This window comes from Neobacillus sp. FW104-15D2 (assembly GCF_058790155.1).
Genome location: NZ_JBYTCJ010000001.1, coordinates 185774 through 206359 on the forward strand (window position 1 = coordinate 185774; position 20586 = coordinate 206359).

Sequence of the window (20586 nt, forward strand, 5' to 3'; positions counted from 1 at the left end):
AGTCCGCCTCGCTTTGCTTGAAGCGGACGTTAACTTCAAGGTTGTAAAGGAATTTGTCAAAAAAGTCAGTGAGCGTGCCGTTGGCCATGAGGTATTGAAAAGCCTGACACCTGGACAGCAGGTAATCAAAATCGTTAATGAGGAATTAACCGAGCTGATGGGCGGGGAACAAAGCAAAATTGCTGTTTCAAACCGTCCGCCTACTGTTATCATGATGGTCGGCCTTCAGGGGGCAGGTAAAACAACAACCTCAGGGAAGCTTGCTAATCTGCTTCGCAAAAAATATAACCGTAAACCATTGCTTGCAGCAGCCGATATATACCGTCCGGCTGCGATTAAACAGCTTGAAACACTCGGAAATCAGCTGAATATGCCTGTTTTTTCTTTGGGAGATCAGGTTAGCCCGGTAGAAATTGCCCGCCAGGCCATTGCCAAGGCGAAAGAAGATCATAATGATTATGTTCTGATTGATACCGCCGGACGTCTTCATGTTGATGAAGCTTTAATGGACGAACTGAAAGACATTAAAGAATTGACAAAGCCTGATGAAATCTTCCTTGTGGTTGATGCGATGACAGGTCAGGATGCTGTGAATGTAGCGCAAAGCTTCAATGAACAGCTCGGACTAACCGGTGTAGTTCTAACAAAGCTTGACGGCGATACCCGTGGTGGAGCAGCACTGTCAATCCGGGCAGTTACCCAAACACCCATTAAATTTGTGGGCTTGGGTGAAAAAATGGATGCAATTGAGCCTTTCCATCCGGAGAGGATGGCCTCCCGTATTCTTGGTATGGGAGACGTGCTCACGCTGATTGAAAAAGCCCAGGCAAATGTTGACGAGGAAAAGGCAAAAGAACTCGAGCAAAAAATGCGAACTGCATCCTTTACTCTTGACGACTTTTTGGAACAATTGGGGCAGGTCCGGAATTTAGGACCTCTTGACGAATTGCTGAAAATGATGCCAGGTGCTAATAAGATTAAGGGCTTGAACAATCTGCAAATTGATGAAAAGCAGATTGCCCATGTAGAGGCTATCATCCAATCGATGACTGCCTCAGAAAAAACTCAGCCAGAAACTATAAACTCCAGCCGTAAAAGGCGGATTGCCAAAGGGAGCGGACGTACCGTTCCTGAAGTTAACCGATTGCTCAAGCAATTTGAAGAAATGAAGAAAATGATGAAACAAATGACTGGGATGCAAGCAAAGGGTAAGAAAAAGGGTGGCTTCAAGCTGCCGTTTAAGCCGTTTTAATTTAGAACTGCTGCTAGTCCGGCGCAGTGGAGTGAAGGGAATTCTGTTCATTTTGCCGCGGCCAGCAGAGGTCAATTTATCAATAAAAAAAGGTATGTAAAGAAAAAACCCTTTACAAGCTTTTATCTTTCTGGTAATATTCTATCTTGTGTGAAACATATTCGGAGGTGCTTATTTAAAATGGCAGTAAAAATTCGTTTAAAACGTATGGGAGCAAATAAATCTCCTTTCTATCGTATTGTTGTAGCAGACTCTCGTTCTCCTCGTGACGGACGTTATATTGAAGTAGTTGGAACATACAATCCAGTTGCTCAGCCTGCAACACTTGACATTAATGAAGAGCTTGTTCTTAAATGGCTTCAAGATGGTGCGAAGCCATCTGATACAGTTCGTAACCTGTTCTCTACTCAAGGCATCATGGAAAAATTCCATAATGCTAAACTTAGCAAGTAATTTTTGCTGAAATGAAGCAGTTAATTGAAACGATTGTTAAGCCCCTTGTTGATTTTCCAGAGGATGTCCGTGTGAATGTCACGGAAGAGGATCAACGCGTAACCTATCAGCTTTCTGTCAACAAGAGCGACATGGGTAAGGTAATTGGAAAGCAGGGGCGCGTTGCAAAGGCGATTCGTACAGTAGTCTATGCCGCAGCTGGTTCATCACAACAGAAAAAGATCTTTTTAGAGATTGGCGAATAAGAAGGAGTGGCAGATGATTGCCGCTTCCGAAAAAAGGGAGGGCTTACACCCTCCCTTTTTGCTAATCATTTATATAGAAAATCCGTATAAAAAATATAAAATTCTGGAGGAGTGGGAATGAAAATACTGCAGACCGTTGTGGTGAAACAAATCCTGACAGAAAAAAGCCGGCAAAATTTGCTTGAGCAATATCATTCCCGTATACTGCAGCTAAAAAAAGAGATAGAGCAGCTCCGTTTTGAATGGAAAAAACTCGAAAAATCAAAAAAATTTCAACCCGAGAGCCTAAAAAAACATTTTGAAAAGGAAATGAATCTCAGACAAGAAAAAGAAAGACTTCTTGAGTTTCAAATCAGTCAATTACATATGCTACCCTTAGAAAGTGAATTGAAAGAAAAGGAAGTACAGGCCCTTGTCGAAGTAAATATTGGGGATGCCTGGGATACAATTGAGTCAGGGAAAGCCATTATAATTAGGGATGGCATTGTTGAAGATATACGCTAGAGGTGAAAATGATGGAAAAATGGTTTAATGTAGGAAAAATCGTTAATACTCATGGAATTAGAGGCGAAGTAAGGGTGATTTCAAGAACAGACTTTCCTGAAGAACGTTATAAATTGGGAAATAAGCTTTATCTGTTTATGCCTAAATCCTCAGATCCAATCGAGCTGACCGTTAAAAGCCACCGCCCACATAAGAATTTTAACCTTTTAACCTTTGAAGGCTATGAAAACATGGGGCTTGTAGAAAAATTTAAAGAAGGAATCCTTAAGGTTCCTGATTCACAGCTGGGTGAGCTTGAGGAAAATGAGTATTATTTTCATGAAATTATCGGCTGTACCGTTACAACTGTTTCAGGTGAGGAATTAGGGAAGGTTTCTGAAATCCTTACACCTGGAGCAAACGACGTTTGGGTGATTAAAGGCAAAGGTGGAAAAGAAATTCTTATTCCATATATTGAGGATGTGGTTCTCAAGGTAGACATTAAGGAAAAACAAATTACAATAGAACCGTTAGAAGGGCTTTTGTCATGAAAATTGATGTCCTGACACTTTTTCCCGAGATGTTTGGCGGGGTATTCGGACATTCGATTCTCAAAAAAGCGGAAGAAAAGAACGCAGTTGAATATAATGTGGTCAATTTTCGAGACTTTGCCGATAACAAGCACAATACAGTGGATGATTATCCTTATGGCGGCGGTGCAGGGATGGTTTTAAAACCGCAGCCAATCTTTGACGCTGTTGCTTCTTTGACCGAGGCTTCTGGTGAATCTGGAACAAGGATTATCCTTATGTGTCCTCAGGGGGAACAATTTAACCAGAAAAAAGCGGAAGAACTGGCAAAAGAAGATCATCTTTTATTTGTTTGCGGCCATTATGAGGGCTATGATGAAAGAATTCGTGAACACCTGATTACGGATGAAATTTCTATCGGCGATTATGTACTAACCGGAGGAGAGCTGGGGGCAATGGTGGTCATAGACAGTGTGGTGCGCCTCCTGCCCGAAGTGTTGGGAAATGAAGAATCTCACATGAAAGATTCTTTCAGTACGGGAATGCTTGAACATCCGCATTATACCCGTCCCGCTGATTTTCGCGGAATGAAGGTTCCGGACGTTCTATTATCCGGAAACCATAAATTAATAGAAGAATGGCGCGTGAAAGAATCTCTCCGCAGAACCCTGCTAAGGCGTCCAGATCTTTTTGAAAAAATGGTACTTACACCAGAACAGACTAAATGGCTGGAAGAAATCAAAAAAGATTACGAGTAGTTATTGCATGGCCATTCTGTTTATGGTAAGATACATCTTGTGACTTAAGCTGCTAGTCAGATATGGGTCTTAAAACGATGTTCCGCTGCAAAGGCAAAAAGTGCAAGAGCGTCTGTTGGGAGGAGTTGAAAACGATGCAACAATTAATCAATGAAATCACAAAAGAACAACTTCGCACTGATCTTCCTGCTTTCCGTCCTGGTGATACTGTACGTGTTCACGTAAAAGTTATCGAGGGTACTCGTGAGCGTATTCAGTTGTTTGAAGGTGTTGTGATCAAGCGTCGTGGTGGTGGAATCAGCGAAACTTTCACAGTTCGTAAGGTTTCTTACGGTGTTGGCGTTGAGCGTACATTCCCTGTACACACACCAAAAATCGCTAAGCTTGAAATTATTCGCCATGGTAAAGTACGCCGTGCGAAACTTTACTACTTGCGTAACCTTCGTGGTAAAAAAGCTCGTATTAAAGAAATCCGCCGATAATAACAAAAGCATTTTATGCTTTGAGGAAAAAGAGCTTGCTCTGCAGGCTCTTTTTTCGTATCTTTGAAGACTTTTTGTGAATAATTTATTAAAGTTTAATTAAAAAATACGTCTTCCCGTGTTTAATATGCTTCAGTTATGTAAAATAAAGTGTAGAAAATATTTTTATACTGGAATGGTGGGAAACACGAATGACTAAAAAGAAAAATGAAGTTTGGGAATGGACGAAAGCTCTAGTAATTGCGGTTGTGCTTGCAGCGGTAATTAGGTACTTTTTATTCGCTCCAATTGTGGTGGATGGGCTTTCCATGATGCCTACATTGCACGATCAGGACAGAATGATCGTTAATAAATTAAGCTATAAAGTTGGAGAGCCTAAACGGTTTGATATCATCGTTTTTCATGCTCCTGAACATAAAGATTACATAAAGAGGGTCATTGGCCTTCCTGGGGACAAGATTGAATACAAGAATGATACTTTATATGTAAATGGGAAAGCTTATAAAGAGCCTTATTTGGACGAATATAAGAAAACGGTTGTTGACGGTCCTCTTACAGACCCTTTCACTTTGAAAGAAAAGATCGGCCGAGATACAGTACCAGAAGGTGAATTATTTGTTATGGGAGATAATCGCCGATTCAGTAAGGACAGCAGGCATATTGGGACAGTTCCTTTGAGTAAAGTTCTTGGTAAAACCAGCGTTATTTACTGGCCTTTATCAGATGCACGCATTGAAAAAGTGAAATAGATTTTAGGAGGTGACGCTTTGACGATCCAATGGTTTCCGGGCCATATGGCCAAGGCTCGCAGAGAGGTCACGGAAAAACTTAAGCTAGTCGATATTGTCTTTGAACTAGTGGATGCAAGGATTCCCTATTCATCGAGAAATCCAATGATTGATGAAATTATCCAGCGAAAGCCAAGGCTGGTTTTATTGAATAAAGCGGATATGGCAGATAAAGAAATTACAAAAGAGTGGATCTCGTTTTTTTCTGAGAAAGGAATCAGGGCTATTGCCATCAATGCTCATGCAGGCGTTGGGATGAGGGATATTGTCCAGGCTTCCCATGATATCTTAAAGGAAAAATTTGATAAGTTAAAAGCTAAAGGGGTCAATCCAAGAGCAATTAGGGCTATGATTGTCGGAATTCCGAATTCAGGAAAATCGACTCTTATTAACAGACTTGCAAAAAAGAACATTGCAAGAACAGGAAACATGCCAGGTGTAACGAAGGCCCAGCAATGGATTAAAGTAGGCAAAGAACTGGAATTGCTAGATACACCGGGAATTCTATGGCCGAAATTCGAGGATCAGGAAATTGGCCGGAAGCTGGCGGTTACAGGGGCTATTAAGGATGCGCTCTTAAATTTGCAGGACCTTACCCTATATGCGCTTAAATTCCTTGAAAAACATTATCCAGAGCGGTTAAAGGTACGCTACCAATTTGAAACTGTTCCAGAGGATCCAGTTGAACTTTTTGATCACATTGGCAAACTTAGAGGAAGCTTAATGGGCGGCGGCCTGGTTGACTATGATAAAACAGCTGAGCTTGTCATTAGAGAAATTAGATCAGAAAAATTTGGACCGCTATCCTTTGAAAGACCGTCAGACTTTATCAAAGATGAAGAAGGTAACTCAAAAGAGTAGAAAATAGCTCCCCTTAAGGGGGGCTTTCATTTTTTTCCAGGGCCAAACAAGGGTCTCAAAGTGTTAAACTTATCTAGAAAATAAACCGATACATACTATAGAAAACAAACAGCAGGTGAAAGAATTGGATGTAAAATCAATAGCCCAGGTTGAAAAAATATTGGCTGAACTTAAGAGTGAAAAGGCCCCATTTATTCTGGAGTTGGAAGCGGATGAGCGTAAGGGAGTCCAAAAACTTTTGGGGAAATGGAAAAAAGATTTGGAACGAAAGAAACTTCTTGAAGAAAAATTTTATGAAATGAATGCCTTTGAGAGGAAATACCGCAAACAGGGGTTCAAATTAATTGCGGGTATGGATGAAGCAGGACGTGGCCCTCTTGCGGGTCCAGTTTGTGCAGCAGCAGTTATTCTTCCAGAGGATTTTTATTTGCCGGGGATTGATGATTCCAAAAAACTTTCCTCAAAGAAAAGGGAGGATTATGATGAGATTATCCGCCGTGAAGCAGTGGCTGTCAGTGTAATAATGATTCCCGCGGAGGAAATCGATCAAATTAATATTTATGAAGCTACTAAAAAAGCGATGATGTCAGCTGCAGCAGCCTTGCAGCCCAGCCCTGACTTCTTGTTAATTGATGCTATGAAAATTGAGACGCCATTTGCATCCGAATCCATTATTAAGGGGGATGCAAAAAGTATTTCAATAGCAGCTGCCTCCATTGTAGCCAAGACAGCCAGAGATCGCTTTATGCAGGATTTGGCCCAGAAGTACCCCGAATATGGGTTTGAACAAAATATGGGCTATGGTACCAGGGAACATATTGCAGCTATTGAGGCATATGGCATTACCCCTTATCACAGAAAAAGCTTCGCCCCTATCAAAGATTTCTTCCAGGAAAACTAGGAGTGAGTTCAGTGGATTTATCCAGTATTTTTCATACTACCTTTAAAAAGAGCGTGAATTTACAAGGGAAGACGTCTTTGCAGCCCGGACAAATTGTATTTGGAAAAATTAATAGGCTTTTTCCAAACCAAACTGCAGAAGTGCAAATTGGAAACCAAAAATGGATAGCTAAGCTGGAGATTCCGCTTTCTGCAGGTGAAAAATACTGGTTTCAGGTTCAGGCTGGAGAAGGGAAGTTAAACCTTAAGGTCCTCTCTGAAGGAAATGGCATGGGCAGTGGAGATGCAAAATCGCTTGCGGGTGTGCTAATACAGCTTGGACTACCGGCAACAAAGGAAAATCTAGAGATAATTAGTCACATGGTAAAAGAACAGATTCCTGTAACAAAGGAATTCATGGCAGCTGCATCGGAATGGCTTAAAAATTTAGGTGATGGCAGCAATGGATTGGAAACGATTAAAATGGCGGCCCTTAGGAATATCCCACCCTCTGGAGAGATTCTATCATCTCTGCATATGCTGAAGGAGGAAAAGCCACTTCACCTCCTTATGAGCGAAACCCTTGCTTCTCTTGACTCCTCAGCGGGAAAAGACTCTGAAGGGCAGCTGGAAAAGATCTTAAAAAGCTTTATTTCTCCTTCAGCTACGGAAAAAGCCAAGGAGGGATTGCCTGCACTGCTGCGAGAATGGCTAAATTCGGGTAAATTGGATTCAGTCTCACTTCAGGTGTTGCAGAAGACAGGCTTTGTTCCTGAAAAAATACCCTTAAATAAAATAGATTCTTTAATATCTGATGCGGGAGGTACTGATCCTCTTCTTTTAGGGAAATTTGAAGGTGGGGAAACAGGAGAATTATTAGACCCTAAGACATTGCCAGGAGAAATAAAAAGCTTTTTGAATTCACTGCTTGGAACAGACGATGATAGTAGTAATAGTAATAAAGAAGTTATACATAATCGTGCCGAGCAGGTTCTAAAAATGCTTGGTGCAGATAGCAATACCGTTTCAGAAGCCGAAAGGAAATTGGCCGTACTTATTCAGCAACTCTCAGAAAACGGCAACGAAGAATTTGAAAAAGGATTGGCGGAAATTCTTTTAAAGAACAATGTTCCGGATTGGGGCCAAGGGAAAGAAACAGCACAGCATTTAAAGCAGCTTTTGTCCCTTTTGGGTTATGGATATGAGAAGGATTTAGCGACATTAGGCAGCAGCCAGGAGCCCAAAATGGAAAGCGACGCCCTTAAACCATTACTGATCCAATATTTAAACGATCACAAGGCCACAGGCCAAAATGAAGCTGCTCAGCAGCTTCTCCAGAGGATAACTGGCTTGCAGCTGTTATCAAGCGATAACAGTCCTATGGTCCAGTATGTAACCCAGTTTCCCATCCAATTTTGGAATAAAACAACTGATCTTACCATTCAATGGAGCGGCAGAAAACAGGATGACGGCAAAATTGATCCAAATTACTGCAGGGTCTTGTTTTATCTGGATTTGGAGAAGCTTGGGAATACAACTATTGATATGCAGGTACAAAACCGGGTTATGAGAATAGCGGTTTCATCGGAAAACAAAGCAGTTAAAGAAGCTGCGGTGCCGTTTATAAAACCGCTCAAAAATAAATTAAAGGAAATGGAATACCACCTGTCGGCTATATCATTCGATGCCGGAAATGAACAGGCTAAGGAAAAGCAGAAAGGTATCCTATCCAGTTATAAAAGCGAATCTTACGGAGGGGTTGATTTCCGTATATGAAAAATGAAAGAGAAACTAGAAGGAAGGAAGCTGTAGCATTGGGATATAACCAAAACACGGAAGAGGCCCCCCGTGTTTTGGCAAAAGGCAAAGGAATAATAGCAGAAAATATTATAGACAGAGCCAGGGAAAACAAGGTTCCGATTCAGGAAGATCCGAGTTTAATTGATATATTAAGCAAGCTTAATATAAACGAGAGCATTCCTGAAGAATTGTACCAGGCTGTAGCAGAAGTTTTCGCGTTTATTTATAAAACAGACAAAGAAGCAGGAAAAAGGCAGTAAGGGCCTTCCTGCTTTTATTAGTAAAACTATTATGATTTTATTTAATAGCTGTTTTAAATTATTATGTGATTTTAACTCGGCTGTATTTAGTAAACTCCGAAGATCTCCTCGTAAATGCATTCGTATTCCTTCGTATGGTGCTTATAATTCGAGGTTGCTAGTTCAATGCCCTGCGGAAAAACGAGTCAGCAAAGACCCCACGGTGAGGGATAAACAGGGAGGCTCGGAGGTTCATTCGATGTAAGGTGGGATTTTTTAGGATATGGAACAATATTGTTTTACAAAAATAATATTTTTCTAAAAAATAATAAAGTTAGGGTAAAGTCCTTGCTGGGCCTGCGGCTATTAATATCAGAATCTTAAGGGAAGTTTAATATTTTATGCATAAAGGTAGACAAGGTATTTATCATTATATAAAATGAAAGCGCAGTCTACTTTTTATTTGATAAATAGTGTAATCAAAAATGGATGGGTGCACTGCTCCTGTTGGCTATTTTTAAGTTTAGCAGGCTGCAATTGCTTATCTGTATAGGAGGATGGGAAATGAATATCCATGAGTATCAAGGGAAAGAAATCCTCAGAAAATATGGGGTTTCTGTTCCAAACGGCAAAGTGGCATTCACGGTTGAAGAAGCAGTGGAAGCTGCAAAGGAGCTGGGTACGCAAGTATGTGTAGTTAAGGCTCAAATCCATGCTGGCGGCCGGGGGAAAGCTGGCGGTGTAAAGGTAGCGAAAAACCTTGACGAAGTACGTACATATGCAAGTGAAATTTTAGGAAAAACCCTTGTTACACACCAGACAGGACCTGAAGGCAAAGAAGTAAAGCGCCTGCTGATCGAAGAAGGCTGCGATATTAAAAAAGAATATTATGTTGGCCTAGTATTAGACCGTGCAACTTCACGTGTCGTTCTAATGGCTTCAGAGGAAGGCGGAACTGAAATTGAAGAAGTGGCCGCTAATACTCCAGAGAAAATTTTCAAAGAAGAGATTGACCCTGTAATCGGTCTTCAGCCTTTCCAGGCACGCCGTATTGCGTTTAATATCAATATCCCTAAGGAATTAGTCAACCAGGCTGTAAAGTTCATGATGGGCCTTTACGCAGCTTATATCGAAAAGGACTGTTCCATTGCTGAGATTAACCCTCTTGTAGTAACAGGAGATGGAAAAGTAATGGCACTGGATGCAAAGTTAAACTTTGATTCCAATGCTCTTTACCGTCAAAAAGACGTGCTTGAGTATCGCGATCTTGAAGAAGAAGATCCAAAAGAAATCGAAGCTTCCAAATATGACCTGAGCTATATTGCTTTGGATGGAAATATCGGCTGTATGGTTAACGGAGCAGGACTTGCAATGGCTACTATGGACATCGTTAAGCATTACAGCGGAGACCCGGCCAACTTCCTGGATGTTGGGGGCGGTGCAACAGCTGAAAAGGTTACTGAAGCATTCAAAATTATCCTTTCTGATCCAAATGTAAAAGGTATTTTTGTAAATATTTTCGGCGGAATCATGAAGTGTGATGTTATTGCTGACGGTGTAGTTGAAGCAGCTAAACAAGTCGGACTTGATATTCCTCTTGTTGTTCGTCTGGAAGGTACCAATGTTGACTTGGGTAAGAAAATCCTTTCCGAGTCTGGACTTAACATTATTGCTGCTGAATCCATGGCTGACGGTGCACAAAAAATCGTTTCATTAGTGAAGTAGGATTAGAAAGGGGAATTAACGTGAGCGTTTTTATAAATAAAGATACAAAGGTTATTGTTCAAGGTATAACTGGCGGAACAGCCCGTTTTCATACAAAACAAATGCTTGAGTACGGCACCCAGGTTGTAGGAGGAACTTCCCCTGGTAAAGCAGGCACTGAAGTAGAAGGCGTTCCAGTTTTCAATACCGTTAAAGACGCAGTGGATGCAACTGGTGCAAATGCTTCTGTTATCTATGTCCCTGCTCCATTTGCGGCAGATGCTATTATCGAAGCAGTTGATGCTGAATTGGATCTTGCAATCTGTATTACTGAACATATCCCAGTTTTGGATATGGTTAAAGTAAAGCGCTATATGGAAGGCAAGAAAACTCGTCTGGTAGGACCTAACTGCCCTGGCGTTATTACTGCTGATGAGTGCAAAATTGGAATCATGCCTGGCTATATCCATACAAAAGGACATGTTGGCGTTGTTTCCCGTTCCGGAACTTTGACTTACGAGGCTGTACACCAGCTTACACAGGCTGGAATCGGCCAGACTACTGCGGTTGGCATCGGTGGAGACCCTGTTAATGGAACAAACTTTATCGATGTTCTAAAGGCCTTCAATGAAGACCCTGAAACTTATGCGGTTATCATGATTGGTGAAATCGGAGGAACTGCAGAAGAGGAAGCGGCACAATGGGTAATGGCCAATATGACTAAACCAGTTGTAGGCTTCATCGGGGGACGTACTGCACCTCCTGGAAAACGTATGGGCCACGCAGGTGCTATTATTTCCGGTGGTAAAGGAACTGCAGATGAAAAGATCCGTGTCATGAACGAATGCGGAATCAAAGTTGCTGACACTCCTTCCGTAATGGGTGAAACCCTGATCGAAGTTCTAAAAGAACAAGGTCTTTACGAAGAATGTAAAACTCACTAAAAACAAGCTTAAGTAAACAGGCTTAGCCCTCTTTTTTAGGAGGGCTATTCCCTGTTATAATCTATTAAGGAGGATCAAAATGGAGGAATTTAAAAGGCGTCTTATCCATTTGCTTCATTGGCCCGACATTACTTGGAATGCGGTTGATCGGTTATTGAAAAAGGATCCAAAGCTTTTAACTGTTGAAAATTATCTCCCTCAGGAATATTATTCTTCTTCCCAGTCCACAAACCACTCTATCACCCAGCAGCAGCAAAAATCACTTTCCCCAGAAATTTTACACGAGCAAATCCGTCAATATAAAACCAACCAAATCCACATCATAACCGTTTTTGATAAAGAATATCCCCCAATGTTAAGAGAAATATTTCAGCCACCATGGGCTTTATTTGTCAAAGGGGATTTGTCCCTTCTCACCTTAGAACCGAAGCTAGCGGTTGTAGGGTCACGCCAGGCGACACAATATGGTAAAAATGCTATCCGCCTAATGTTTCCGGGGCTAATCGAGAGAAATGTTTTAATTGTAAGTGGTTTGGCTAAAGGAATTGATACTCTTGCCCATGAATGCACTATCCAGAATGGCGGAAAAACCATTGCTGTAATTGCCGGCGGATTTTATCATATTTATCCAAGGGAAAATATGAATCTAGCAGTAGATATGATGAAGAACCAGCTGATTGTTTCGGAATATCCGCCTGATACCAGACCCATGCGCTGGCATTTTCCTGCTCGGAATAGGATTATAAGCGGGATGTCTAAAGGAACATTAATAATAGAAGCAAAACGTAAAAGCGGTTCTCTTATCACTGCAAACTATGCGGTTAATGAGGGAAGAGAAGTTTTTTCTCTCCCTGGGAGTATCTTTAACCCTTTTTCCAGCGGTACAAATGACCTCATTCAGCAGGGGGCAAAGCTGGTAGCTTCAGCAGAGGATATCCTAGAGGAAATCATTTTTTAAGTAAGTTATATACTCTTAAGGAAAAGCTAGTTAGGGAGCCCGGGGAAAGCGAAAGCCAGCAATGGAGATCAAAAGGCATATTTTACAACAAAGTATTTTTAAAAATGCAAAGGTAACAAACCTAATTTGGCATAAAAAGTGCCAACTTTTTAGAGATTATTTATTAAATTTAGGGGATATTTTTAGAAAAAGGTTGAAATTATCTCTAAACTGTTATACATTTTGCAACAGATATCCGAAATGATTTTGGTCTGTCTCTTGAGCTTATTTCTTCCCCCTACAAGAAGGAAGATTTGACAGAAACAATTCATTTCATTAATAATATGAATATTTCCATTGAAATTGGATTAAGGTTATTTAACTGATATTACATCACAAAGAACTGAACAGCAGGTTTTCATATAACAGAAAAAGATAAATATGCTTCATTTTTCCTTCCATTCAGGCTAATTGCTGAACTGAGAAAAAATGAATAAAAAGAAGCCGGGAATACGGCTGGGGACGTACTAAACGATAGATCCCTTATAAGGAGATTGATTGGATGACAGATTTTCTAGTGATCGTGGAATCACCTGCAAAGGCGAAAACGATCGAACGGTATCTTGGAAAAAAATATAAAGTAAAAGCATCCATGGGCCATGTTCGGGATTTACCAAGAAGCCAAATGGGTGTCGACACAGAGAATGATTTCGAACCTAAATATATTACGATTCGGGGAAAAGGTCCGGTTTTAAAAGAATTAAAAACAGCGGCAAAGAAAGCCAAAAAAATCTATCTCGCAGCTGACCCCGACCGCGAAGGGGAAGCAATCGCATGGCATCTGGCCCATAGCCTTGATGTTGATATTACCTCAGATTGCCGGGTTGTTTTTAACGAAATCACCAAAGATGCTATTAAGGAGTCCTTTAAACATCCCCGCCCGATTAATATGGATTTGGTGGATGCACAGCAGGCCCGAAGAATTCTTGACCGCCTTGTAGGTTACAATATCAGTCCGCTTTTATGGAAAAAAGTAAAAAAGGGACTCAGTGCAGGACGCGTTCAGTCTGTTGCTGTAAGGCTTATAATTGATCGGGAAAAAGAAATAAAGGACTTTGAACCTGAAGAGTACTGGACCATCAAGGGAAGCTTTATTAAGGGAAAAGAACCGTTTGATGCTTCATTCTATGGAATAAGCGGGAAAAAAACCGCACTTTCCTCAGAACAGGATGTAAAGGACGCTCTGTCAAAAATAGATGGCAACAAATTTAAAGTGATCTCTGTTTCAAAGAAGGAACGGAAAAGAAACCCTTCTCCACCGTTTATAACCTCATCTCTTCAGCAGGAAGCAGCAAGAAAGCTGAACTTCCGTGCAAGGAAGACGATGATGCTTGCTCAGCAATTATATGAGGGTATTGACCTTGGAAAAGAAGGAACGGTTGGTTTAATCACCTATATGCGTACCGATTCCACAAGGCTCTCTGAGATTGCACAAAACGAAGCTTCGAGCTACATTAAGAGCCAATATGGCGAATCATACCTAAAAGAAGAACAGCGTAAGGAAAAGAAGCAAACAAATGCGCAGGATGCTCATGAAGCGATCCGGCCAACCAGCACTTTCCGGGATCCGAACAGTATAAAAGAATTCCTTTCAAGGGATCAGCTTCGTTTATATAAATTAATCTGGGAGCGTTTTCTTGCAAGCCAGATGGCACCTGCGGTGATCGATACGATGAGCGTCGATTTGCAAAACGGTCCGGTAATTTTCCGTGCTAATGGATCAAAAATTAAATTCCCTGGTTTTACCAAGCTATACGTGGAAGGTTCGGATGATCAAGTTGAGGAAAGCGATAAAATGCTTCCTGATTTAAAGGAAGGGGATGAAGTGATTAACAAGGATCTTGATCCCAAACAGCACTACACTCAGCCGCCTCCACGCTATACAGAAGCAAGACTGGTTAAAATGCTTGAAGAACTTGGAATAGGCCGTCCATCCACTTATGCACCAACACTGGATACGATTCAAAAAAGGGGATATGTTGCCCTTGATAATAAACGCTTTATTCCAACCGAGCTCGGTGCTATCGTTCATGAATTGACTCTTGAGTTTTTCCCTGATATTCTTGATGTCGAGTTTACTGCCAAAATGGAACAGGATCTTGATGATGTTGAAGCAGGTAAAGTGGAATGGGTAAAAATTATTGATCATTTCTATCAGGATTTTGAAAAACACCTTAAAGTGGCCGAAAAAGAAATGCAGGAAGTCGAAATAAAGGATGAACCTGCTGGAGAAGACTGCGACCAATGCGGCAGCCCGATGGTATTTAAAATGGGCCGTTTTGGTAAGTTCATGGCTTGCAGCAATTTCCCGGATTGCCGGAATACAAAGGCTATTGTAAAAGAGATTGGTGTTACTTGCCCTAAATGTAAAGAGGGGCATATTATTGAGAGAAAAAGCAAGAAAAAGCGTATCTTTTACGGCTGTGACCGTTTCCCTGAATGTGATTTTCTTTCCTGGGACAAACCGCTTCCAAGAAGCTGTCCTAAATGTGAAGGACTCCTTGTTGAAAAGAAATTGAAAAAAGGCGTCCAGGTCCAATGTACGGAATGTGATTACAAAGAAGAGCAGCAAAGTTAAGGGTGAGCTCAAAGCTCACTCTTTTCATGTTTCTTATAACGTAGGCAATCTAGCCATCCATTAAATAAAAGGCTTCTTGTCGCCCCTGTTCGAGGTGCTTCAGCTTTTCTTGTAGGCATGAAACTTTTTTCTTTTATAAACGTATTGTAAAATGCAGAATGGATGAGAATGAGGAATAAATACTATTTGTAAAAAATTTATGAAGTTGACTATACATATCCATTAGGCGATAGCAGGAGGAAAAGATATGAATGAACAGATAGTTAATGTAATTGGTGCGGGACTTGCGGGCAGTGAAGCAGCGTGGCAAATAGCAAAAAGGGGAATTAAGGTCCGACTTTATGAAATGCGCCCAGTAAAACAAACTCCGGCCCACCATACTGATAAATTTGCGGAGCTTGTTTGCAGTAACTCTCTTAGAGCTAATACTCTTACAAATGCAGTAGGAGTTTTAAAGGAAGAAATGAGACTCCTGGATTCGGTTATTATTTCATCTGCGGACGCATGTTCAGTTCCAGCAGGCGGTGCACTTGCGGTAGACCGCCACGAGTTCGCTGCAAGAGTCACTGAAATGGTAAAAAATCATGAAAATGTAACAGTAATGAATGAAGAAGTTACTGAAATTCCTGACGGCCCGACTGTAATTGCAACAGGTCCTTTAACCAGCCCGGCACTTTCAGAAAAGTTAAAGGAGCTTACCGGTGAGGATTATTTATACTTTTATGATGCTGCAGCTCCAATTCTTGAAAAAGAAAGCATCGATATGGACAAAGTTTATTTAAAATCCCGGTACGATAAAGGGGAAGCAGCCTACCTAAATTGTCCAATGACAGAAGAAGAATTTAACCGTTTCTATGAAGCGCTAATTAGTGCAGAAACTGTTCCCGTAAAAGAGTTTGAGAAAGAAATATATTTTGAAGGCTGTATGCCAATTGAAGTTATGGCTTCAAGAGGAAAGAAAACGATGCTATTTGGTCCTTTGAAGCCAGTGGGCTTAGAGGATCCGCGGACAGGAAAACGTCCTTTTGCTGTTATTCAGCTTCGGCAGGATGATGCAGCAGGCACACTGTTTAATATTGTTGGATTTCAGACACACTTAAAATGGGGAGCTCAAAAAGAGGTTTTACAGCTGATCCCTGGCCTTGAAAATGCAGAAATCATCCGATACGGAGTTATGCATCGAAATACGTTTATTTCTTCGCCAAAGGTTCTCAAGGCAACTTACCAATTCCAAAACCGGGAAGATTTATTTTTCGCTGGACAGATGACAGGCGTTGAAGGATATGTAGAATCAGCAGCAAGCGGATTAATTGCCGGTATTAATGCGGCTCGTTTGGTAAAGGGAGAAGAAACTGTTGAATTCCCGCACGAGACAGCAATTGGCAGCATGGCTAGATATATTACTACTGCTAATCCAAAAAACTTTCAGCCGATGAACGCCAACTTTGGGCTTTTTCCTGAACTTCCAGTAAAAATAAAAGGTAAGCAAGAGCGAAATTTACAGCACGCAAACAGGGCGTTAGAAACAATTCAGAACTTTGTGAAAGTTTTGTAAAGTTTATTGCAAGGGCTAAAAAAGTGTGTTAAGCTTTATTAGCCCTTGTGAGCTGAGAAAGGCTTGATAAATGTGAACATTTCTTTAAAGTTATTTCTCGAGTATTTACAAATTGAAAAAAACTACTCACAATATACAATTGAGCATTATCAACATGATATTAGTGATTTTCTTATGTTCATGTCTGAACAAGCAATTGAAAGCCTTAATAAGGTCCAATATTCTGATGCCCGTCTATACCTAACCGTTCTTTACGAGCGTAAGCTTGCAAGGAAAACCGTTGCTCGAAAAATTTCGAGTTTGCGGAGTTTTTATAAGTTTATGGTAAGGGAAAAGGAAACAGATGAAAATCCTTTTGCACTTGTTAATATCCCCAAAGCCGAGAAAAGACTCCCTGAGTTTTTCTATGAAGATGAACTTCAGCTGCTATTTCAAAGCTGTGAAGCAGAGACACCCTTGGGCCAGAGGAACAAAGCCCTTCTCGAGATATTATACGCAACAGGAATTCGTGTGAGTGAATGCTGCCAGATTCGCTTAAGGGATTTGGATTTTTATCTTTCAACAGTACTTGTTCATGGAAAAGGGAATAAGGAAAGATATGTTCCCTTTGGCAGCTTTGCAGAAGACTCCCTCGAACGATACATAAACGATGGCAGACAAAAGCTTCTTAATGGCAAAGAGGCTAATGATACACTGTTCCTGAACCATAGAGGAGGTCCTCTTACTGATAGAGGCATCAGGAAGATATTGAATTCAATTATTGATCATTCAGCATTAAATGGGAAAATGCATCCTCATATGCTTCGGCATACCTTTGCGACGCATTTGCTGAATAACGGGGCAGATTTAAGAAGCGTTCAGGAATTGCTTGGTCATGCATTCCTGTCATCAACCCAAATATATACCCATGTGACAAATGAACATTTGAGAAAAACCTATATGTCCCATCATCCCAGGGCTTAAAAAGAGTAATGGGGAGATATTTATTAGAGTATAGAGGGTTTTTCCGGCAGACGAGTCGGAGTATACACTTCCTGAAAGGGGAATAATTTCCTATGTCAGAATTTCACGCAACCACTATATTTGCCGTACATCACAATGGTGAATGTGCCATGTCGGGCGACGGTCAGGTTACTTTTGGGAATGCAGTAGTGATGAAACACACAGCAAGAAAAGTTAGAAAGATTTTTAATGGAAGAGTATTAGCTGGATTTGCTGGCTCTGTTGCAGATGCCTTTACTTTATTTGAGATGTTCGAAAGCAAATTAATGGAGTATAATGGCAACTTGCAGAGAGCATCAGTAGAATTGGCTAAAGAGTGGAGAAGTGACAAAGTGCTTCGCAAACTTGAGGCAATGCTGATTGTTATGGATCGTGAAAATTTGCTGCTTGTTTCAGGAACAGGTGAAGTGATCGAGCCAGATGACGGAATATTGGCCATTGGCTCAGGCGGCAATTATGCATTATCAGCCGGACGTTCTTTAAAACGTTATGCAGGGGAACATATGACTGCAAAAGACATTGCAAAGGCTGCCCTTGAGGTAGCTGCGGAAATATGTGTTTACACCAACAACAATATTATTGTAGAAGAGCTCTAATCGGGAAGGAGAAATGCTTTTATGGTAAAAACATCTAATTTGACTCCCCGCCAGATTGTTGAGAGGCTTGATCAATATATAATCGGGCAAAAGGATGCAAAAAAAGCAGTAGCTGTCGCCTTGAGAAATCGTTACCGCCGTGGATTGTTAAATGAAAAATTGAGAGACGAAATCATCCCGAAGAATATCCTGATGATTGGGCCAACTGGTGTAGGAAAAACCGAAATAGCTAGAAGAATGGCTAAATTGGTAGGGGCTCCTTTTATTAAGGTTGAGGCAACCAAATTTACAGAAGTCGGCTATGTGGGCAGAGATGTTGAATCAATGGTTCGTGACCTCGTTGAAACATCTGTAAGGCTTGTAAAGGAAGAAAAAATGTTAAGCGTTAAGGAAAGAGCAGAAGAAAACGCTAACCGGCGCCTCGTTGAGCTTCTCGTTCCAACAGCTAAAAAAACTTCTAATTACAAAAATCCTCTTGAAATGCTTTTTGGCGGAGGCCAGCAGGCTGAGCAGGAAACATCAAGGCAAGAGGACTTTGCCGATTATGAAAAACAAAAAGTAGTAAAAGAAAAACTTGCACTTGGGCAGCTGGAAGACGAACTTGTCACTGTTGACGTCGAAGAGCAGGCACCATCAATGTTCGATATGCTCCAGGGATCCGGCATGGAACAAATGGGAATGAATATGCAGGATGTATTAGGAAACTTAATGCCTAAAAAGCATAAAAAAAGAAAACTGACTGTCAGAGAAGCTCGGAAAGTTTTGACCAATGAAGAGGCCCAAAGGCTGATTGATATGGATGAAGTTACACAGGAAGCTGTTTTCCGCGCCGAGCAGGCAGGTATTATCTTTATTGATGAGATAGATAAAATTGCCAGCAAAAACTCCGGTGGTTCGTCTGCTGATGTATCGCGTGAAGGTGTGCAGCGAGATATCCTGCCTATTGTTGAAGGGTCAACAGTGGTTACAAAATATGGGTCAGTTAAAACGGATCACGTTCTCTTTATAGCTGCGGGCGCCTTTCATATGGCTAAACCATCAGACCTTATACCTGAACTGCAAGGACGTTTCCCGATCAGGGTGGAACTTACTAAATTAACAGTCGATGACTTCTTCAGGATTCTGGTTGAGCCGGATAATGCAATGATTAAGCAATATCAAGCATTATTGGAAACAGAGGGTATACAAATTGAATTTTCTGACGATGCTATTCGTAAGATCGCTGAAGTGGCATTCGAAGTTAACCAGAATACAGATAATATTGGAGCAAGACGCCTTCACACTATTATGGAGAAACTTCTGGAAGATCTTTCATTTGAAGCTCCTGATATTAATATGGAAAAGGTATCGATTACTCCGCAATACGTAGAGGAAAAGCTGGGCAATATTTCCCGAAATAAGGATTTGAGTCAATTTATCCTTTAAAAATGCCGGTTTATGGCCGTCTTGAGAGGGTATTAGTGAAAAGAATTAGTAGGCAAGTTTTAGTGGTATTTCTGGTGAAACAAGGAAAACTGTACAAATGAGATAGTAAAAAAATTGTCGGTTTTCTAAAGATTTGACCGTATTTAATAAATATAAAAACAATATAATGTTTACAGTTTTTAGGAGGAAGAATTAATGGATTTATTAACAAAAACTAGAAAGATTAATGCATTGCTGCAAAAGGCAGCTGGCAAACCCGTAAACTTCAAAGAAATGTCTGAAACTCTTAGCGAGGTTATTGAATCGAATGTATTTGTAGTCAGCCGTCGTGGTAAGCTATTGGGCTTTGCCATCAATCAGCAGATTGAAAATGAGCGTATGAAAAAAATGCTTGAAGATCGTCAATTCCCGGAAGAGTATACAAACAGCCTTTTCAACGTTCAGGAGACTTCTTCAAATCTTGATATCGAGAGCCAGTATACAGCATTTCCAATTGAAAACAAGGAATTGTTTCAGGACGGCTTGACAACGATTGTTCCGATTATTGGCGGAGGAGAAAGATTGGGTACTCTTATTCTTGCGCGTCTTCAGGAAAAGTTCCATGATGACGACCTTATTCTTGGTGAATATGGTGCTACAGTAGTTGGTATGGAGATATTACGTGAAAAAGCGGAAGAAATTGAAGTTGAAGCTAGAAGCAAAGCAGTTGTCCAAATGGCAATCAGTTCTCTTTCTTACAGTGAACTCGAAGCAATTGAACATATCTTTGAAGAACTTGATGGACATGAAGGTCTTTTAGTAGCATCTAAAATTGCTGATCGTGTTGGGATTACTCGCTCAGTTATCGTTAACGCTCTAAGAAAGCTTGAAAGCGCAGGCGTAATCGAATCCCGTTCCTTAGGAATGAAAGGTACTTATATCAAGGTATTAAATGACAAATTCCTTGTTGAACTAGACAAATTAAGAACTAGCTGATTATAAGAAAAGCGAAAGCACCCGTTTTGCGACGAATGGC

General features: G+C 40.9%; 21 protein-coding genes. All 21 read left to right on the top strand.

All coding sequences use genetic code 11. From position 1 onward, the window contains the following. The coding region (ffh, locus tag AC3WR0_RS00950; RefSeq protein ID WP_492550585.1) for a signal recognition particle protein at positions 1 to 1252 on the top strand (1252 nt) is incomplete at its 5' end. Between the two features lie 180 nt (positions 1253 to 1432). Then, the gene (gene rpsP / locus AC3WR0_RS00955) at positions 1433 to 1705 is read left to right on the top strand and encodes a 30S ribosomal protein S16 (RefSeq protein ID WP_492550586.1); all 273 of its coding nucleotides are present in this window, start codon (positions 1433 to 1435) and stop codon (positions 1703 to 1705) included. 11 nt (positions 1706 to 1716) lie between these two features. After that, positions 1717 to 1950 carry a KH domain-containing protein gene (locus AC3WR0_RS00960; RefSeq protein WP_027323363.1) on the top strand — a complete coding sequence of 78 codons (234 nt, stop codon included), beginning with the start codon at positions 1717 to 1719 and terminating at the stop codon, positions 1948 to 1950. 117 nt (positions 1951 to 2067) lie between these two features. Continuing rightward, positions 2068 to 2454, top strand: a complete 387-nt coding sequence (locus tag AC3WR0_RS00965) for a YlqD family protein (protein ID WP_492550587.1) — start codon at positions 2068 to 2070, stop codon at positions 2452 to 2454. An 11-nt stretch (positions 2455 to 2465) separates the two neighbouring features. Further along, positions 2466 to 2984: a ribosome maturation factor RimM gene (rimM, locus tag AC3WR0_RS00970; protein WP_027323365.1), complete on the top strand. Its 519-nt coding sequence runs from the start codon at positions 2466 to 2468 to the stop codon at positions 2982 to 2984. Next, entirely contained in the window at positions 2981 to 3721 is a 741-nt protein-coding gene (gene trmD, locus AC3WR0_RS00975) for a tRNA (guanosine(37)-N1)-methyltransferase TrmD (RefSeq protein WP_027323366.1), read from the top strand. The genes rimM and trmD overlap by 4 nt, the downstream gene beginning before the upstream one ends. Before the next feature lie 134 nt (positions 3722 to 3855). Continuing rightward, positions 3856 to 4203 carry a 50S ribosomal protein L19 gene (gene rplS / locus AC3WR0_RS00980; RefSeq protein ID WP_027323367.1) on the top strand — a complete coding sequence of 116 codons (348 nt, stop codon included), beginning with the start codon at positions 3856 to 3858 and terminating at the stop codon, positions 4201 to 4203. Positions 4204 to 4394: 191 nt separating this feature from the next. Next, positions 4395 to 4952, top strand: a complete 558-nt coding sequence (gene lepB / locus AC3WR0_RS00985; protein ID WP_492550588.1) for a signal peptidase I — start codon at positions 4395 to 4397, stop codon at positions 4950 to 4952. Positions 4953 to 4970: 18 nt separating this feature from the next. Continuing rightward, a complete protein-coding gene (ylqF, locus tag AC3WR0_RS00990; RefSeq protein ID WP_492550589.1) occupies positions 4971 to 5852 on the top strand; it encodes a ribosome biogenesis GTPase YlqF in 882 nt (293 codons plus the stop codon). A 124-nt stretch (positions 5853 to 5976) separates the two neighbouring features. Then, on the top strand, positions 5977 to 6753 hold the full coding sequence (gene rnhB / locus AC3WR0_RS00995) for a ribonuclease HII (protein ID WP_492550590.1): 777 nt from the start codon (positions 5977 to 5979) through the stop codon (positions 6751 to 6753). 11 nt (positions 6754 to 6764) lie between these two features. After that, positions 6765 to 8507 (top strand): TP0910 N-terminal domain-containing protein, encoded by a 1743-nt coding sequence (locus tag AC3WR0_RS01000; RefSeq protein WP_492550591.1) that lies wholly within the window; start codon positions 6765 to 6767, stop codon positions 8505 to 8507. Beyond that, positions 8504 to 8791: an EscU/YscU/HrcU family type III secretion system export apparatus switch protein gene (locus tag AC3WR0_RS01005; protein ID WP_027323372.1), complete on the top strand. Its 288-nt coding sequence runs from the start codon at positions 8504 to 8506 to the stop codon at positions 8789 to 8791. The genes AC3WR0_RS01000 and AC3WR0_RS01005 overlap by 4 nt, the downstream gene beginning before the upstream one ends. A gap of 543 nt (positions 8792 to 9334) precedes the next feature. Next, positions 9335 to 10495, top strand: coding sequence for an ADP-forming succinate--CoA ligase subunit beta (sucC, locus tag AC3WR0_RS01010; RefSeq protein WP_492550592.1), 1161 nt, complete (start codon positions 9335 to 9337; stop codon positions 10493 to 10495). Between the two features lie 20 nt (positions 10496 to 10515). Next, the gene (gene sucD / locus AC3WR0_RS01015; protein ID WP_492550593.1) at positions 10516 to 11418 is read left to right on the top strand and encodes a succinate--CoA ligase subunit alpha; all 903 of its coding nucleotides are present in this window, start codon (positions 10516 to 10518) and stop codon (positions 11416 to 11418) included. 79 nt (positions 11419 to 11497) lie between these two features. Then, positions 11498 to 12376 carry a DNA-processing protein DprA gene (dprA, locus tag AC3WR0_RS01020; RefSeq protein WP_492550594.1) on the top strand — a complete coding sequence of 293 codons (879 nt, stop codon included), beginning with the start codon at positions 11498 to 11500 and terminating at the stop codon, positions 12374 to 12376. A gap of 541 nt (positions 12377 to 12917) precedes the next feature. Next, complete coding sequence (gene topA, locus AC3WR0_RS01025) at positions 12918 to 14993, top strand: type I DNA topoisomerase (protein WP_492550595.1); 2076 nt, start codon at positions 12918 to 12920, stop codon at positions 14991 to 14993. A 247-nt stretch (positions 14994 to 15240) separates the two neighbouring features. Next, positions 15241 to 16548, top strand: coding sequence for an FADH(2)-oxidizing methylenetetrahydrofolate--tRNA-(uracil(54)-C(5))-methyltransferase TrmFO (trmFO, locus tag AC3WR0_RS01030; protein ID WP_492550596.1), 1308 nt, complete (start codon positions 15241 to 15243; stop codon positions 16546 to 16548). Between the two features lie 63 nt (positions 16549 to 16611). After that, positions 16612 to 17511: a tyrosine recombinase XerC gene (xerC, locus tag AC3WR0_RS01035; protein ID WP_492550597.1), complete on the top strand. Its 900-nt coding sequence runs from the start codon at positions 16612 to 16614 to the stop codon at positions 17509 to 17511. Positions 17512 to 17603: 92 nt separating this feature from the next. After that, positions 17604 to 18146, top strand: a complete 543-nt coding sequence (hslV, locus tag AC3WR0_RS01040) for an ATP-dependent protease subunit HslV (protein ID WP_027323379.1) — start codon at positions 17604 to 17606, stop codon at positions 18144 to 18146. A 21-nt stretch (positions 18147 to 18167) separates the two neighbouring features. Next, positions 18168 to 19571: an ATP-dependent protease ATPase subunit HslU gene (gene hslU / locus AC3WR0_RS01045; RefSeq protein WP_027323380.1), complete on the top strand. Its 1404-nt coding sequence runs from the start codon at positions 18168 to 18170 to the stop codon at positions 19569 to 19571. A gap of 195 nt (positions 19572 to 19766) precedes the next feature. Continuing rightward, positions 19767 to 20546, top strand: coding sequence for a GTP-sensing pleiotropic transcriptional regulator CodY (codY, locus tag AC3WR0_RS01050; RefSeq protein ID WP_492550598.1), 780 nt, complete (start codon positions 19767 to 19769; stop codon positions 20544 to 20546). The last annotated feature ends 40 nt before the right edge of the window (positions 20547 to 20586 follow it).

Excerpts from the sequence above, each read along its gene's own strand:
- rpsP (WP_492550586.1), top strand. The coding sequence starts at position 1,433 with ATGGCAGTAAAAATTCGTTTAAAACGTATGGGAGCAAATAAATCTCCT.
- AC3WR0_RS00960 (WP_027323363.1), top strand. The coding sequence starts at position 1,717 with ATGAAGCAGTTAATTGAAACGATTGTTAAGCCCCTTGTTGATTTTCCA.
- AC3WR0_RS00965 (WP_492550587.1), top strand. The coding sequence starts at position 2,068 with ATGAAAATACTGCAGACCGTTGTGGTGAAACAAATCCTGACAGAAAAA.
- rimM (WP_027323365.1), top strand. The coding sequence starts at position 2,466 with ATGGAAAAATGGTTTAATGTAGGAAAAATCGTTAATACTCATGGAATT.
- trmD (WP_027323366.1), top strand. The coding sequence starts at position 2,981 with ATGAAAATTGATGTCCTGACACTTTTTCCCGAGATGTTTGGCGGGGTA.
- rplS (WP_027323367.1), top strand. The coding sequence starts at position 3,856 with ATGCAACAATTAATCAATGAAATCACAAAAGAACAACTTCGCACTGAT.
- lepB (WP_492550588.1), top strand. The coding sequence starts at position 4,395 with ATGACTAAAAAGAAAAATGAAGTTTGGGAATGGACGAAAGCTCTAGTA.
- AC3WR0_RS01005 (WP_027323372.1), top strand. The coding sequence starts at position 8,504 with ATGAAAAATGAAAGAGAAACTAGAAGGAAGGAAGCTGTAGCATTGGGA.
- sucC (WP_492550592.1), top strand. The coding sequence starts at position 9,335 with ATGAATATCCATGAGTATCAAGGGAAAGAAATCCTCAGAAAATATGGG.
- dprA (WP_492550594.1), top strand. The coding sequence starts at position 11,498 with ATGGAGGAATTTAAAAGGCGTCTTATCCATTTGCTTCATTGGCCCGAC.
- topA (WP_492550595.1), top strand. The coding sequence starts at position 12,918 with ATGACAGATTTTCTAGTGATCGTGGAATCACCTGCAAAGGCGAAAACG.
- trmFO (WP_492550596.1), top strand. The coding sequence starts at position 15,241 with ATGAATGAACAGATAGTTAATGTAATTGGTGCGGGACTTGCGGGCAGT.
- hslV (WP_027323379.1), top strand. The coding sequence starts at position 17,604 with ATGTCAGAATTTCACGCAACCACTATATTTGCCGTACATCACAATGGT.
- hslU (WP_027323380.1), top strand. The coding sequence starts at position 18,168 with ATGGTAAAAACATCTAATTTGACTCCCCGCCAGATTGTTGAGAGGCTT.
- codY (WP_492550598.1), top strand. The coding sequence starts at position 19,767 with ATGGATTTATTAACAAAAACTAGAAAGATTAATGCATTGCTGCAAAAG.